Origin of the sequence: Psychrobacillus sp. FSL H8-0510, assembly GCF_038008345.1 — a bacterium.
Taxonomy (GTDB): domain Bacteria; phylum Bacillota; class Bacilli; order Bacillales_A; family Planococcaceae; genus Psychrobacillus; species Psychrobacillus psychrotolerans.
In genome coordinates this window covers 286,364-302,544 of record NZ_JBBOYZ010000001.1, presented here as the reverse complement: position 1 = coordinate 302,544, position 16,181 = coordinate 286,364, and the positions used below count along the sequence as shown (strand labels likewise).

Sequence of the window (16,181 nt, the reverse complement as noted above, 5' to 3'; positions counted from 1 at the left end):
AATTACCTTGTTACAACCATATCATTCGTAAATGTCTATATTCGTAATTTGATAATAACCCGAACTATTGATTACTACCGTGTATACTTTATTCCGATTGTAATACGTGTATTCACCAGCTGCATTTATAAAATCAAATTCCTCGTTAGTAGAAACTAGTGCATAATCATCATACATCTCTACACCAGTAACAGTATTATTAGTGAAGTCAAAGGTCATCCCCTACATAATCTGTAAAATCATAAATAGCCTTCCAAGTCTATTGGAAGGCTAAATTATAATATTTTAATTTTTATATAATCATTCAGAAAGAAGACGTTTTTCCTTCATTACATAAACCCGACTCAAAATAAGCGCTCCGATTGTCTGAATAACGGTTTTCACGATAATTTGCCCTACAATAGCGGCTGGCACGGCTTCCCATGGAAGAATATTTGCTCCCAGAGGACTCAAGCCTATTATGACAAAAATGACTGAATCCAGGAATCCACCAACAATCCCACTATAGAATACACGCCAAGCCATGGGTAGTTTCAATCTTGTATATATCTCTGTATCTGCTGTTTCAGCAACAACAAATGAAATTGCCGATGCAAATACAATTAATAATGTATCTCCCAACATAAATGACACTAATGCTGATAATGCTAAAGCTATGAAAATGAATAAGTACGTCTTTGCTCTACCATATTTGTTTTGTACAAGATCTCTAAAAATGAAGGTAGCACCCACGAACAATGTTCCCATAGGGACGATAAACATCCCGAACTGTAAAGGTGCAAAAGCTGCTGTTACGACATTAGCAATCACAATCGATACTAAATAAAATAAAATTCTCATAATGTTACTCCTTCAATAGATTTAGAAGTTAAATAATCTTCTAATCCTTTATTTCTCAGCTTACATGCTGGGCATTCCCCACAGCCATCTGCTATTACACCGTTATAACAAGTCAACGTTTTCTCTCGAACAAATTCGAGCGCTCCAAGCTGATCTGCAAGTTCCCATGTTTGTGCCTTGTCCAACCACATGAGTGGTGTATCGATCACAAAAGTAGTATCCATAGAAAGATTTAATGTGACGTTTAAGGATTTCACGAAAATATCACGACAATCTGGATAACCACTAAAATCAGTTTCACACACTCCAGTTACGATATGCTTTGCACCTACCTGGCTCGCTAAGACCCCAGCAAAAGATAAAAAGAGCAGATTTCGACCAGGTACAAAAGTCGACGGCAATCCCCCATCTTCCCCGTCCTCTACCTTTATGTCATCTCGCGTCAAAGCATTCGGTGCCAACTGATTTAAAAGCGACATATCCAGAATGTGATGCTTTACACCAAGCTCCTTAGCTATTTCCTTTGCACATTCGATTTCAAGACTATGTCTTTGCCCATAATCAAAAGTCACTGCCTCAATCTCTTTAAAACGTTCTTTTGCCCAAAACAGACAGGTCGTGCTATCCTGTCCTCCACTAAACACAATAATTGCCTTTTCCTGCTTCACCCGTTTAAACTCCCTTATATCGACAAAACAGCACCATAAGGAAGAATGCTGTCATCTTCTGAATTTTTTAGATTGTCTATCTCTAGCGCCTAGCCCCTAGTTTCAGGATTTTAGCACTTCTGCCTTTCATATGATTATTCCATTAACGATTATCAATTTTCTCTGGATATAAGTCATGGTTCATCAAACGAAAATCTGCTATTTCTACATATTTCGTTCCAGGTCTTCCATAATTACACCAAGGATCAATAGAAATACCTCCACGTGGAGTGAATTTACCCCATACTTCGATATATCTTGGATCTAGCAATTCGATTAAATCGTTCATGATGATGTTCACACAGTCCTCATGGAAATCCCCGTGATTCCTGAAACTAAATAAATATAATTTTAACGATTTACTTTCTACAATTTTTTTATCCGGTATATACGAGATGTACATCGTTGCAAAATCCGGCTGATTGGTAATTGGGCACAAACTTGTGAATTCTGGGCAGTTAAACTTCACAAAATAATCCCGAGTAGAATGTAAATTATCTACCGACTCCAATACCTCAGGTGCATAATCAAATGAATATTTTGTGCCTTGGTTCCCTAACAGTGTTAAATCCTTCAAACCTTCATCATGACTTCTTCCAGACATAATAAAAAAACCTCCTATAAAAAATGTTTCCCAACACTTTCAAAAGAGGCTTCACAGACCAATCTATACAAACAAAAGGATAAAAACAAAAAAGCCACGTCCAAATTATATGGACATGGCGAATAGTCATGTATCCATAGTTTTTTATAGAGGGTATAAGCTATGAACCTCTCCCGGTCAAGTACGGGTATGCAATCATAATATAGAATATTGACCAAGACGTCAAATAGGCATTCTAGTCAAATGAATTTCCAAATCTCCATTTAAGAGATTCAAAACTTTTTTATAATATCATGCATAAATTTTAACTAGATTGCCTATATTGATAATAGAATACGAGATTAAAGGAGGAACAGAGATGAAACATCCATTAAGCTTACCCGAACAATTACCCGAAACAACAGAAGAGCTATTAAAGCTTATATTACAAACTATCTTAGCCTAGGAGAGATTTAGATTATCAAAGAGACTCAGAAACATAGAAAAGTAGATACCTCTACTATGTGGAGTATCTACTTTTTGTTATACGTACTCCCTACCCCGGCTTATCCAATAAGTTCCTCATTGCCTTCACTGTATATCTCTCCGTACTATATCTACTTAACATTTTCTCCAATCAGCTTTAAATACCACCCCATTCATAAATTATTAAACAAACAGCAGATCATATATGTTCCCCCTCTATTAATACCCATATAGAAACCACAGTTAGATATATAACAATCAGTAAATTCCTATCATTTAAAGTTACTTGCTGATCATTACTTTAAAATCAGCTATGATATAGGTATAAACTGAAATTAGGGTGATACATAATGAAAAAATTAGTCCATGTAGTTGGGGCAATTATTGAAAATGAGAAAAGCGAAATATTTTGTGCGTTAAGAAGTCCCATTATGTCACTTCCCGATCTTTGGGAGTTCCCGGGTGGTAAAATTGAAGCTGAAGAAACACCCGAACAGGCTTTACAACGAGAAATTACAGAAGAATTTAATTGTACAATTGTGGTTGGTCAAAAAGTAGAAGATACGACTTATGAATATGAAAAATTTATCGTCAGACTCGAAACTTATAAAGCGAAATTATTAAATGGTACTCCAATTGCAACGGAGCATGCCGACACAAGATGGGTTACTCGGGAAAATTTACATACACTGAACTTTGCTGCTGCTGATATTCCAGCAGTTGAAAAAATAGCGAATGAAAGTATGTAATTTGGAAAATTTGAATGAAAAGAAGTGGTCAAGTTGGATCAACTAATTCGCAAAATGAAAAATTCCTTACATAAAGGCTTTATTGATAAAAGTAATCCCGTTTCAGGACAGTTTAAGCCTAAGCTGCTATCAAATAAAGCACATGAAAATGTTTTATCCACACTTCTTCAAGAGATGAAAACGTGCCAAACCTTCACTTTTTCCGTAGCTTTTATTACTGAGGGTGGTTTAGCAACTTTAAAAACTATGCTATTAGACTTGCAGCTAAAAGGTATCAAAGGCCGCATTATGACATCTACTTTTTTAAATTTCAATCAACCTAAAATGTTTAAAGAATTATTAAAACTAGACAATGTCGAAGTCCGTCTGACTGGCGTGAAAGGCTTCCACTCTAAAGGTTATATATTCGAACATAAAGACTATTATTCTTTAATAGTAGGAAGCTCAAATCTAACGGATAGCGCTTTAAAAGCTAACTATGAATGGAATATCTATTTAACTTCTTTGGAAGATGGAGAAATCATCCACCACTTTAAGAATCAGTTTGAAGAAGCATGGAATGAAGCCATCCCTCTAACTGTAGAATGGATTAACAACTACAATCTGAATTATGAACAACAGCCCTTTGTTAATCAGGCAACCTCCAACGTATTTGAAGTGAACGCAGAATATCTCACAAACCAATTGGCCGATAGTCTTGCTATTCAACCAAATAAAATGCAAAATATGCGCTGAAACAATTAAAGAATCTTCGTGATACCGGTGCTAAAAAGGGATTAATAATCTCTGCGACTGGTACAGGAAAAACATATCTATCTGCTTTTGATGTTCGTAACTTTGCCCCTAAAAAGATGCTCTTTGTTGTTCATAGGGAACAAATTTTAAAGAAGGCACTTCAAGACTACCGAAAAGTATTAGGGGGTCATGAAGATGAGTTTGGAATACTTTCAGGTAATTCAAAAGATACAAGCGCAAGATACTTATTTGCAACAGTTCAAACTCTCTCTTCAGAACGGCATTTACAACAATTCGCAAAAGATGAATTCGACTATATTTTAATAGATGAAGTACATCGTGCAGGTGCAGATTCTTACCTGAATATTATTAATTATTTTGAGCCTAATTTCTTACTTGGAATGACAGCGACTCCTGAACGTACCGACAGCTTTAACATCTTTGAGCTCTTTGATTACAATATAGCTTATGAAATTCGGCTACAGGCCGCTCTTGAAGAGGAAATGCTTTGTCCATTTCATTACTTTGGTGTGATAGATTATGAGAGGAATGGAGAAATAATTGATGACACATCTACCTTGCAAAAACTTGTATCGCAAGAGCGTGTTCATCATATTCTCGAAAAAGTTAACTACTATGGCTATTCAGGAAAGCGGGTACGAGGATTAATTTTCTGTAGCTCTAAGCAAGAAACACATGCCCTTTCAGAAGTGTTAAATACCCAAGGCTTAAAAACTATTGCCCTTACAGGTGATAATTCACAACCTGAAAGAGAAGATGCAATTCGCAAATTAGAACAATACCAACTAGATTATATTTTAACCGTAGATATCTTTAATGAGGGTATTGATATTCCGTTTTTAAACCAAATCATCATGCTACGCCAAACACAGTCAAGTATAATTTTTATTCAACAACTGGGACGTGGACTACGCAAGCATAATGAAAAAGAGTATGTAACTATTATTGATTTCATCGGCAACTATAAAAACAACTATTTAATCCCTATTGCTCTTTCAGGTGACCAATCCATGAATAAGGATAATGTCCGCCGTAGAACGGTTAATACTGACTATATCCAAGGTGTTTCAACAATAAACTTTGAAGAGATTGCTAAGAAACGCATTTTTGATGCAATTAACAACACAAATCTTTCGACTTTAAAAACACTAAGAGATTCCTATACGGAAGTAAAGAACCGTCTTGGAAGAATACCCACAATGTACGATTTTATTGAACAGAATTCACTGGACCCTGAAGTCATCACCGGTTACTCAGAAAATTACTATGCATTTTTGCTAAAAATGAAAGAAGTAATGCCTTCACTCACTGAGTATGAAATAGCCATTCTGACAATGCTTTCAAAAGAAATTTTAAATGGGAAAAGAATACATGAAGTTCTTTTAGTAGATTCTCTACTTCAAAATGATTCCATTAATAAAGATGAATATGTTAGCAGATTAAAAGATTTTGGAACATATGCAGATAAAGAAACAATTGAATCAGTAGAAAATATATTTGCATTAAAATTCCATGTGTCAAATGACCAAATAAAATTTGGTTCTAAGCCAATTATCGAATTAATTAATAACAAATATCAATTTAATACTGATATTCAAACAAGTTTGCGTAACCCATTCTACAAAAATCTTATAGAAGACATTGTTATCTGCGCTCAAATTAAAAATAAACAATATGATCAAACACGGCCACTGACTCTTTATAAAAAATATTCACGAAGAGATACTTGTCGTTTATTAAATTGGGCAAAGGACGATTCCTCCACAATCTATGGTTATCGAGTAAAACATGGAACTTGCCCAGTTTTTGTGACCTATCACAAAAAAGACGAAGTAGATTCGAGCGTAGCATATGGCGATGAATTTTTGGCACCCGATTTATTTCGCTGGTTTACTCGCAGTAAACTAACATTAGAATCCAATGAGGTTAAAGCTATTTTGCGAGCGAAAGAAACTAATTTGGACATTCACTTATTCACTAAAAAAGACGACGGTGAAGGCTTTGATTTTTATTATGTCGGTACGACTACGGTTGCAGAAAATAGCCCACAAGAAGAAGTGATGTTTGACAAAAACGGTAAGCAGATTCCAGTTGTAACTATGAACATGATTCTTGAACAGCCAGTGCAATACGATATATATCATTATTTAGTGGAAGAATAATAAGAATGCAAAGGAGTATCTTCAACAGAAGTTTTACTGTGAAGATACTTTTTTATCATAAAGTAATAATACTAGTCTCGCACCTAAAATATATCTGCAGGTAATGTAAAAAGAAAAGGTTTAGATGTAATTCGAAATATTTCCCGGGAAATCGACAATTTTCATGTAAATAAACAGCATAAGAAAACAAATCCAAGAGAAGAATAATTCTAAGGGAATGCTACTTTCCTCATACTTATAATGTAGAACATATAAATCCTCTAACATCTCTTTTGGCATTGTATTTTAATTACACGTTTCTGAATCGTCCATATAAAAAACGCCCAATGGGCGTTTTTATCTAACATTGTTCTTGTAAATTGCACAATTTTTAGTCTAACGATTTTTTTTATTACCTGTTAAATTCTTTGCAGCATTATTAGTTGCATCAACAGTGTTCATTGCAACATTTTCTGTAGCCTCTAAAGCATTATGGACTGTTTCAAATGCAGATCCTGCTGTGTTTTTGATGCTCTTTGCGACACTTTTATTATTTCTTTGATTTTGATTATTTTCTTGATTAGTCATAAGTTCACCTCCTAAACACAGGGTTAGGTTGTGTATTATGCGGTAAATTATTCGGACTACATCTCATTATAGTTCTAATACAATTCAGAATGTTGATAAAAAAATGACCTCGAAATGCTAAATGCAATTCGAGGCAATCTAAAACGTCAATTATTATTTTTCTCGAAAGAAATTTTTCACTTACTTTGATATTTTCAATAGTTGAATCATCAAAGTTTTTATTTTCTTTTAACTCTTGAGAACTCGTGATTAAATCAAAAAAGTATTATAAATTAAAGTTACAGGTTCCCACATCTCTTCAATTGTATTTACCTGTATTTTTTCCTTGTTATGATCCCAATAATATATCTTACCAAATGCTTTGTTGTTAATACCGATACAAAGTTGGTCATCACCTGGACATTCTGCAATTGGATGTGGAGAAACTCTTTATATTCAATTGGTAGAGTTGTCGGTCATCACTACTACTGCATTAAACTTACGAGTTTGTACGGGTCCGTTAATTGATTCATAAGTATCCCCTGGATTAACCTCATTATTTTTTACCAGTTATCAATTCCTTCTTGAAATATGTCGATTACATAGTCATCAAATGCATTATATCTTGGGTATAAATCTGTCCCCCCCCTTTCCCAACTAAATACTCTGTCATCATTAATATCTGCACAATACATACATCTAGCAAATTCTCCCGAGTCCTCTAAAACAATTAAGTTCATACCCAACCCTAATTTTCTCCATCTCTCTGTTGCATCAACTACAGATGCTCCTAAATTACCCTGCACACCTTCAAGCTCAACTCCACATATTCCTCCCGAACCATATTTTTTTATAAAATCGCGGTAACTTCGAGGAAATTTAACTCTAAGTTTTTCTTCAGCCTTATTAATATATTCTTCTGATACTTCTCCAAAAAAATCATCTTCTTCACCATAATTTTCGATCATCTTAATAATTCTTTCATCCATAAATTAAACTCACTCCTATTATTCACTAGCACGCAGCATCCTGTGTGGCTTTCGGGTCCTCGACAAAATCTTTCCCTACATCAAATAAACCACTTAAAATTCCATCTACAGTATCTATAACCGACTTTTCTTACTCTTCTTCACGTAGGCACATTTCTCCTTCAATTGTTGGCTTGGAAATGGTTAATGAGAGATTACATGCCACCAGCTCCGCCCATCGATCTGTTTGGAAGTGAATATCTGTGAGATCACTTGTTAACATATCTTCCCTGTTACGGATCCAGGCCATCCATTGCCTGCATATCTTGCTCGAAAGGTAGTAAGGCTGCTGTCTGTGTTGCATCAAATTCTTGAAGTCTACTTACTGTATCGTCTCGTTTTCTTCATCTAGAACGCCTTCTTGCACTTAAAGTGAAAAGTACCAGGTTCTAATACAATTTTGAATTGTTATAGAACCTGGTACCCTAATCTTATTAAATTACTAATTCTACTTTAAATTAACGAGCCTATTAATTTAAAAATACGATTATTCTTTGTAACACTTCATTAATCTTTTTCATCCATCTTTTGCTTTAGATATTCTGCAATTTCTGTTTGTCCAAATTCTCTAGCATATTCATAAGCATTCATATTCTTAATATTTTCTCCAGTATATCTAATTGTAATGTCTATTCCTTTTTCGACTAGAAACTCAACTACTTCTTTATGTCCACCATAAATAGCTCCAAATAATGGATTTCTTTTTGCTAAGGTCGCATCTAATTCTGCTCCTGCCTCTATTAGATACTTTACTATTTCAATATAACCTGAACCAGCCGCTAAATTTAATGCAGAAGCATCGAATGTTCCGCCTTTAACATCAATATCTATACCTTTTTGAATTAAATATTGGACTATTTCAAGTTGTCCATTTTTGGCAGCAACATGCAACCATGTACCAAACGCAGTTATAGTGTTCAAAACTTCAGTATCACTGCCTATTAACTTTTTTACTCCAATAATATCTCCAAGTTTTATTGCATTCCTAATTGCTTTGTTAGAACTTTTTTTATCCAAAACTATTCCTCCTTAGTTACCTTCTACTTGCTAAATTCCCTAACTCTTCAAGAACTTCAACAAAATCATCAAAGTCTCCACCTTCAATTTCAACTGTTTTCAATTGATTGACAACATTTTCTAAAGCATCTAAACTATGTTGCCCTATTACAGCATTTGGTGCCCAAACAAGGTTTTATTTCCCAATTATTAGATCCACCCCATACTTTTGGCGGCTCCGACTACTTTTGGAGCAACTGCCTTTGTCACCGTGACCCCTGATTTGGTAAGTGCACCGACACCTTTTGTTCCAACTACTGAAGTGGCAACCGTGCCTAATGCATAGGTTACCCAGAGCACGGGAATTGGCATCTCCGTTGACCATATCAAGTTCGTAGGAAGTAGTGATAGCCGACTTTATCGTTTTATATGTCTCTACGGGATTAGTAACTGCCCCTAATGTAGCATCCAGTGTGGCTTTCGGGTCCTGGACTATATCCACAATACCAGTAACAAAATCTTTCCCTACATCAAATAAACCACTTAAAATTCCATCTACTACTTCTAAACCAGTATCTACAACCGACTTTTATTCCTCTTCTTCACGTAGGCACACTTCTCCTTCAATCGTTGGCGTGGAAATGGTTAATGGGAGACTACATGCCACCAACTCCGCCCAAAGATCTGTTTGAAAATGAATATCCGTGAGATTACTTGTGAACATCTCTTCCATGTTATGGATCCACGTATCCATTGCCTGCATATCTTGCTCGAAAGGTAGTAAGGCTGCTGTCTGTGTTGCATCAAATTCTTGAAGTCTGCTTACTGTATCGTCTCGTTTTCTTTTTGCATCTAGAACGCCTTCTTGTACACCACAATCATGAAAGGTACCAGGTTCTAATACAATTTAGAATTGTTTTAGAACCTGGTACCCTAATTTTATTAAATTACTGATACTACTTTAAATTAACGAGTCTATTCATTTATGGATAGGTTTATTCTTTGTATAACTCTTTATTATTCCTCTTCATTCATCTTTTGCTTAAGATATTCAGCAATTTCTGTTTGTCCTCTTTCAATAGCAAATTCATAAGCTCCCATATTTTGCATAGTACCCCCTGTATACTTAGTGTTAATGTCAATACCATTCAGAACAAGATATTTTACTATATCGAGGTGCCCACCATAAATCGCTGAGAAAAGAGGATTTCTATTTAGGTCACTAGTATCTAATATTGCACCATTCTCAAATAAGAATTCTACAATACTAATTTCACCTTCACTAGCTGCATGTGCAATAGGTGCTGACTTTGGTACACCTTCGATTATGTTAATATCCATACCAGATTCAACTAAAAATTTTATTATATCCAATTTACCTGCTCTAGTTGCAACATGTAGCCACATTCCAAAAGGGGTTACAAAATCTAGCAAGTTTTTATCAGTAATAACTATCTCTTTCACTAGTTCTAAGTCACCATTCTTAATTAAATCATAGATTTTTTTTGCTTTTTCCTTATTATCCACAGAATCCTCCTAAAGTATCTTTATTTTATGCTGCTTCTTCACCTAATAGCTTAAGCATTTCAACCATTTTTTCACGATTACCTCCAAAACTATCTACTTCTTATTACAACAATATCCGTATTCAAACGAACGAAACTAAACAACCAATTGCCGGTTCAATACCGTCAATTGGTTGCATAGTAGGGTGTTTTATTCCTGACTCAAAAAGTATAGTCAGTGCCTTATCCCTCTAAGGTTCCCCAAAAATCAGATGTTTCTTATTTCTAGAAATTCACAACCAGTAATATTACTTTTTTCAACTAATTGTTTAAAATTTTCTGACATGAATAAAGGAATTTCATCTCCTTTTAATTTGAACAAATTTTTGTTATTTATTTTGTCTTCCGAAACTGCATATTTTCTTACAGAATATATTTTTTCACCGTCTAAATCTACAACACTATAATCAGAGTTTTGAAGGTTTAATGCATCAACTACTCCTAATACATTTGCAACAAAATATTCATCATTCACTATTTTAGATTTACTTTCAAAATCAACAACGTTTACAGGTAAAAATTGGACATCCTCTTCAATTTTTTTTATTAAATCCTTAAACTTTTTTGATACAATGAACCACCCTAAATTATTTGCTAAATAATCAGTAAATCTATTTCCATCATGTAGATTAAAATAAAAAGTGATATTGTCATTCCAACTCTCTAAAAAATTCCCTTCCTTTAACTCATACTGCTCAAATCCATGTGTATCCTCACAATGAACAACTACGTCATTATCGTTGCTGTCATCTAAAATTAGTTTGAAATATTTCATTTTGACCTCCAATATTCTTTATAAAGCATATCTGGATTATCCCTTACTTCCTTCTTTAACCCTTCAAACAATTTAAGGAATTTCTCCCTATCTCCTTTAGCTAATCTATCATAAGTACTCAATTTATCTAATACATAATCATGATATGCATATGGATGTCTCCCTTGATGAGGTAATAATTCCTTATTCCATCCATCATCTAAATTTAAGCCATACTTTTTAGTTAAACTCTCCATTTGAGGAGTGTATTTTTTGCTTTTATTAGTTGCGTAGTGGTGATTTTGTAAAGGTTTAGTAGTACCCTTAACTCCACTTTCAACCCTAGCTATAGAAATCACCTGATCCCTTAAGCCCGCCGCATTCACTGTGTTATAAGGAACTTCACCTGCGCTCGCAAACTGTGTACGGGGTCCGTAGGGTAATAGATTAGCTAATGAGTCCGAGGCATTGTTGGCAGCCCCGACTACTTTTGGAGCAACTGCCTTTGTGACCGTGACCCCCGATTTGGTAAGTGCACCGACACCTTTTGTTCCAACTACTGAAGTGGCAACCGTACCTAATGCATAGGTTACCCAGTGAGCACGGGAATTGGCATCTCCATTGACCATATCACGTTCGTAGGAAGTAGTAATGGCCGACTTTATCGTGTTATATGTCTCTATCGGATTAGTAACTGCCTCTAACGTAGCATCCAGTGTGGCTTTCGGGTCCTGGACTATATCTACAATTCCAGTAACAAAATCTTTCCCTACATCAAATAAACCACTTAAAATTCCGTCTACTACTTCTAAACCAGTATCTACAAAAGACTTTTCTTCCTCTTCTTCACGTAGGCACATTTCTCCTTCAATCGTTGGCGTGGAAATGGTTAATGGGGGACTACATGCCACCAGTTCCGCCCATCGATCTGTTTGGAAGTGAATATCTGTTAGATTACTTGTGAACATCTCTTCCATGTTACGGATCCACGTATCCATTGCCTGCATATCTTGCTCGAAAGGTAGTAAGGCTGCTGTCTGCGTTGCATCAAATTCTTGAAGCCTGCTTACTGTATCGTCTCGTTTTCTTTTTGCATCTAGAACGCCTTCTTGTACACCACTATCATCCAGATGCGGGAGGGCTACTATATCACTGACCTGGTCCATAATACTGTTTGACTCATTCGTTAGATTTTCAGTCAGTTGTGCGATTGTAGTAAGTCCCTGCTCTACCTCCCCTTCTAGAAATTGCTCCACAATATGACCAGACGTATCTGGTTCTAATGCATATAATGCATTTTCCATTTGTTGAAGCACTTGCTTATAACCCGCAGCAGAAACAAGGAATTGTTGGAGTAATGGCAGATGGCATTCCGCATAGAAAGCACGAATGGCACTGCCTCCTTGTCCTTTTAGTTCGTCTTCCATCGCTACTAATCCTTCTACAGCACGACGAATTGCCTCTACTTCACTTTCAAGCCTGTCCAACATTACAATATTTCGTCTTAAACCATCTTGAAATAAATCTACGTCTAGTATTTTCATAGACACACCTTGGATTCTTTTTTCCTATTGAAAGAATGTAAGAGGCAACTGTTGACTCTAAAAAAAGATATCTTCCTTTCCTGAAACATTAAACTCCCCCTCTACCCTATTAGTTATAATATTCCATTTTTTAGTTGGATGGTAAAGGAAGAGTTTAATAATACTGGGAAAATGATTCATAGGGATGGTAAACACCACAGTCATAATGCAACTAAGGGTTTAATCAAATTTCTAAAAGTGTTTATAAATACCTACGAAGAAATTTTAAGCTTTAAAAGCTTACCGTTTTTTAGTTTGAGTAACCGTTTAATAATACCTTTATAAATTGCCAGAAATTCTTGAGAACAAGTTCAACTTGCTTTAGGGGTTTCCGTTTACTTTGTGAAGTACTATTTTTAATAGAGATGACTTCTACGCAAATTAGCACTACTGTTCCAAGGATATATTCAAATTCACCAAATAGTGAAAGGCACCAGTTCTAATACAATACAGAATTGTTTTAGTAACTGGTGCCCTACACTCTTCAGGGTGGAATTATTGCATTGGATAGCTTTGGTTGATGAAATGATTTGGATAGTATTGCTGATTATCTGTTGTAGTTTTGTTGCAGTTTTTTGGTGGACCAATATAGGTAGACGGCATAACTGGAGCTATCGCTTTTTTCCACTCGTTTTCGTTCATACAATAGGTATGCGCCATAATATTCGATGGTGTCAATTTTAAGATATCGGAACCTAGAATTACTTCAGGCGTGGAAGCATTAAAAATAGCTAATATATGCGTTCGATCTTCAGTAGCCATTTGGTAATGCCACCAACCTTGTGGGATATTTGCCACTTGACCTGGTGTAATCGTGTAGTGTTTATATTGCTTAGTAAATGGATTGAGTATAGAAACAACGATTTCTCCTGAAATACAGTATACTAACTCTGCTGCATTCGGATGGTAATGTGGCTCTATGTTATTGTTGGCACTAAGAAAAATATCGAGCAAAGATATATTAACCAGTGTATTTAATTGTTGAACACCTAAAATATTCATAAAGTTATAACTATCTTTTTTAAAGAAGGGGCTTTTATTTACATCGAAAGCGAACTGTGTGGACGGTGCTGTGTAATCAATAGAAGAATCCATAACTTGACCTGCCTTTTTAGCATTTGTAATGTGTTTACAAATCACATTCCTTCCATGATATGTAATTAGCCTATTTATTGTGCAATAGGCAGACAGCACAGATTGGATAGAATAATGTACTTTCTTGTATTTAAAGACAGGTACTATGCATTTATTCAATCATTTCCAAACGCTTCGGTAAATTCATTAACATATTCACTCATTTGCTGATATTGAGTCCAGTGCAGATAATGATGCCCTTCTAAAGGAACAAGTTTATGTAATGGCGAATTTCCTATTTCCGACTGATAAAAGGTTATATTCGATTTGCCTTCCTCATTCTCTTCTTTTTCGTTTGTCGTGAAAATCATCACAGGCATATCGGGAGGAAACGACAAATTACGTGTTTTTCCAATGTTGTTATTTATTTCATTTGCTTCATTTACTATATTTTTGTTATACCCCCTCTGAGCAGAAAGAATTTTGGTCATTTTTAAATTTTTTTCTGAATAGATACCTTTGTCTGCCAAAGGAAGGAAGTCTTCTGAACTTAAATATAATGTCAATCTTGCAATTCCCGTAGGGGCTATGTAACTCATATATTTTGGCATTGTGGGAACAGATTCATCAAAATACTCTAAAGCATTAGGTAACGTCGGATCGATTCCTATAATAGCTTTAATTTCCTCTGGATATTTACTTGCATAATACAAACTATAAATTCCAGAAATAGAATGGGGCATCAATATATATGGCCCTTCGATCTTCGATTTTATTAAAGCCGTTCGTAGTTCCTCAACTAAATTCTCTACTTTTCGATCCTCATCCGTTAGGTCGCTCCAGCCATAACCGAAAGGCTCTACCACAACAACTTTATTACTTTTTGACATCTCGTTAATTAAAGGTTCAAAATCCAACACTGGCGCTGTCGTACCTAAACCACTCAACAAAATAATTGTATTTGGACCCTCTCCTTTTGTATACACATGCATATTTTTTCCATCCACTTCAACTAATTCACCTAATGCTGGATACTTCTTTTGTTCATATGCGACCATAACCTGATGGAAAGCAATCCAGACAAGGAATAGTGCAGCTAATCCTAAAATTAAGTTTCTAATTATTATCCGAAATTTAAACCTCTTTTTTTTCACTTTCTCCACTGCTTTCTTATATAAAGTTGTACTCGATAATGGAATGTCAAAATCTTTCTATCTTTATATTACGATAAATAACTTTTTTAGTTTCAATAACGCTTTTTACATAAAAAAACGAGGGATTTCCCCTCGCTTACACTTTATAAAATTAAGAACGTAGAGCTTTGTCTATTTTCCTAATTGTCTCTTTTTACCTAATTTTCTTTCCGAGCTTTTACAATCATAAAGTGAGCATTTTTCTTAAGATTTTTATACTTCTCTGGTTTTTTCTCTTCAAAAGCTTTTGTAGGTTGTGGTTCGATTAACTTTTCCAATGTAAAATATGCTGCCGTTACATTTACTATTTCATTTAGTGGACGACGATAAAACGGAACCTCTATTAGCTTTCCTTCTCTCTTCCATTGATCGATAATAAGCTCTTTGGAAAAATAGTCACCATTCACGGACAATTTTATATCCATAAATGGGTGGTGTACGGAATAAAGTAATTTCCCATTAGGTTTCAATATTCTTTGGAATTCGCTAAAAGTTTTGCTCCAATCCTTTATATAATGAAGAACTAAAGAGCTTATAATCACATCGAATGTTTCATCTTCAAAAGGTAGTTTTTCTCCTAAATCCAAACATAATACCTTTGCGTTTTCTCCGACTCTTCTTTTAGTAGCCTCTACCATTTTTGGACTAATATCAGTCGCTGTAACTTCAGCACCAAAATTCACTAATTGCTCTGTATACCAACCTGCTGCACAACCAGCGTCCAAAATCTGCTTGTTTTTTAAATCAGTTGGCAATAACTTCATCATTGCTGGTCGTTCATATTCTGTATTAAATAGACTTCCTTTATCCACATTATGCTCGTAATCATTGGCAAGTTGGTTATAAGTTTCTATCACCCTGTTATTCATGTCCCACCTCAAAGGTTAGTATTATATATCCTCCTGTATTCAACAAATAATTTCGAATACCTCCTTGTAACAAAACACAATATTTAGCCCATGCATTTAGAAAAAAAACACAGGGTTAGGGATACTTATCAAAAATCCCTATAAATCGTCTGAATATTCTTTTAAGTATATTGTATATTCTGCATTCTTTAGTTACTATTAATTTATAAAAATTATTAGAAGAGGTATATATTGGGAGTTATAACAATACACTTTTTATTTAATCTGACCTTATTAACGATTCTATTTTT

At 34.9% G+C, this 16,181-nt stretch carries 18 protein-coding genes, 1 pseudogene and 1 riboswitch; of the genes and pseudogenes, 3 read left to right on the top strand and 16 right to left on the bottom strand.

Annotated features, from left to right (window positions below; all coding sequences use genetic code 11):
* Positions 1-21: 21 nt before the first annotated feature.
* From MHI40_RS01520 to queF, 4 genes are all read right to left on the bottom strand, one after another.
* Positions 22-219: a TcaA NTF2-like domain-containing protein gene (locus MHI40_RS01520; protein WP_340761238.1), complete on the bottom strand. Its 198-nt coding sequence runs from the start codon at positions 217-219 to the stop codon at positions 22-24.
* An 81-nt stretch (positions 220-300) separates the two neighbouring features.
* Positions 301-840, bottom strand: a complete 540-nt coding sequence (locus MHI40_RS01515) for a VUT family protein (RefSeq protein WP_093536322.1) — start codon at positions 838-840, stop codon at positions 301-303.
* Positions 837-1,508, bottom strand: coding sequence for a 7-cyano-7-deazaguanine synthase QueC (queC, locus tag MHI40_RS01510; protein WP_340761237.1), 672 nt, complete (start codon positions 1,506-1,508; stop codon positions 837-839). Before queC ends, MHI40_RS01515 begins: the two co-directional genes overlap by 4 nt.
* A gap of 142 nt (positions 1,509-1,650) precedes the next feature.
* Positions 1,651-2,151, bottom strand: coding sequence for a preQ(1) synthase (queF, locus tag MHI40_RS01505; RefSeq protein WP_093536326.1), 501 nt, complete (start codon positions 2,149-2,151; stop codon positions 1,651-1,653).
* 130 nt (positions 2,152-2,281) lie between these two features.
* A riboswitch (PreQ1 riboswitch) is annotated at positions 2,282-2,328 on the bottom strand.
* Positions 2,329-2,464: 136 nt separating this feature from the next.
* On the opposite strand from queF, the gene MHI40_RS01500 reads away from it, so the two are divergent.
* The 3 genes and pseudogenes from MHI40_RS01500 (at position 2,465) to MHI40_RS01490 (ending at position 6,283) form a co-directional block, all read left to right on the top strand.
* Entirely contained in the window at positions 2,465-2,596 is a 132-nt protein-coding gene (locus MHI40_RS01500; protein ID WP_340761236.1) for a hypothetical protein, read from the top strand.
* A 370-nt stretch (positions 2,597-2,966) separates the two neighbouring features.
* Positions 2,967-3,365 (top strand): (deoxy)nucleoside triphosphate pyrophosphohydrolase, encoded by a 399-nt coding sequence (locus MHI40_RS01495; protein WP_340761235.1) that lies wholly within the window; start codon positions 2,967-2,969, stop codon positions 3,363-3,365.
* Positions 3,366-3,398: 33 nt separating this feature from the next.
* Positions 3,399-6,283 (top strand): annotated as a pseudogene (locus MHI40_RS01490) (DUF3427 domain-containing protein).
* A 375-nt stretch (positions 6,284-6,658) separates the two neighbouring features.
* Here MHI40_RS01490 and MHI40_RS01485 read toward each other — a convergent pair.
* The 12 genes from MHI40_RS01485 to MHI40_RS01430 all read right to left on the bottom strand — a co-directional run bounded on the left by MHI40_RS01485 (position 6,659) and on the right by MHI40_RS01430 (position 15,891).
* Positions 6,659-6,850 (bottom strand): hypothetical protein, encoded by a 192-nt coding sequence (locus MHI40_RS01485; protein WP_340761234.1) that lies wholly within the window; start codon positions 6,848-6,850, stop codon positions 6,659-6,661.
* 542 nt (positions 6,851-7,392) lie between these two features.
* Positions 7,393-7,818 carry an SMI1/KNR4 family protein gene (locus MHI40_RS01480; protein ID WP_340761233.1) on the bottom strand — a complete coding sequence of 142 codons (426 nt, stop codon included), beginning with the start codon at positions 7,816-7,818 and terminating at the stop codon, positions 7,393-7,395.
* 130 nt (positions 7,819-7,948) lie between these two features.
* The gene (locus MHI40_RS01475) at positions 7,949-8,080 is read right to left on the bottom strand and encodes a hypothetical protein (RefSeq protein ID WP_340761232.1); all 132 of its coding nucleotides are present in this window, start codon (positions 8,078-8,080) and stop codon (positions 7,949-7,951) included.
* A 284-nt stretch (positions 8,081-8,364) separates the two neighbouring features.
* Complete coding sequence (locus MHI40_RS01470; protein WP_340761231.1) at positions 8,365-8,874, bottom strand: ankyrin repeat domain-containing protein; 510 nt, start codon at positions 8,872-8,874, stop codon at positions 8,365-8,367.
* Between the two features lie 189 nt (positions 8,875-9,063).
* Positions 9,064-9,243: a hypothetical protein gene (locus tag MHI40_RS01465; protein WP_340761230.1), complete on the bottom strand. Its 180-nt coding sequence runs from the start codon at positions 9,241-9,243 to the stop codon at positions 9,064-9,066.
* A gap of 199 nt (positions 9,244-9,442) precedes the next feature.
* Positions 9,443-9,760, bottom strand: coding sequence for a T7SS effector LXG polymorphic toxin (locus tag MHI40_RS01460; RefSeq protein ID WP_340764342.1), 318 nt, complete (start codon positions 9,758-9,760; stop codon positions 9,443-9,445).
* A 110-nt stretch (positions 9,761-9,870) separates the two neighbouring features.
* Positions 9,871-10,380 (bottom strand): ankyrin repeat domain-containing protein, encoded by a 510-nt coding sequence (locus MHI40_RS01455; RefSeq protein ID WP_340761229.1) that lies wholly within the window; start codon positions 10,378-10,380, stop codon positions 9,871-9,873.
* 246 nt (positions 10,381-10,626) lie between these two features.
* Positions 10,627-11,193: an imm11 family protein gene (locus MHI40_RS01450; protein WP_340761228.1), complete on the bottom strand. Its 567-nt coding sequence runs from the start codon at positions 11,191-11,193 to the stop codon at positions 10,627-10,629.
* The gene (locus tag MHI40_RS01445) at positions 11,190-12,716 is read right to left on the bottom strand and encodes a T7SS effector LXG polymorphic toxin (protein ID WP_340761227.1); all 1,527 of its coding nucleotides are present in this window, start codon (positions 12,714-12,716) and stop codon (positions 11,190-11,192) included. Before MHI40_RS01445 ends, MHI40_RS01450 begins: the two co-directional genes overlap by 4 nt.
* Positions 12,717-13,250: 534 nt before the next feature.
* Positions 13,251-13,850, bottom strand: a complete 600-nt coding sequence (locus tag MHI40_RS01440) for a cupin domain-containing protein (RefSeq protein ID WP_340761226.1) — start codon at positions 13,848-13,850, stop codon at positions 13,251-13,253.
* Between the two features lie 155 nt (positions 13,851-14,005).
* Positions 14,006-14,983, bottom strand: a complete 978-nt coding sequence (locus MHI40_RS01435; RefSeq protein ID WP_340761225.1) for an alpha/beta fold hydrolase — start codon at positions 14,981-14,983, stop codon at positions 14,006-14,008.
* A 197-nt stretch (positions 14,984-15,180) separates the two neighbouring features.
* Positions 15,181-15,891 (bottom strand): class I SAM-dependent methyltransferase, encoded by a 711-nt coding sequence (locus MHI40_RS01430; RefSeq protein WP_340761224.1) that lies wholly within the window; start codon positions 15,889-15,891, stop codon positions 15,181-15,183.
* Positions 15,892-16,181 lie beyond the last annotated feature (290 nt).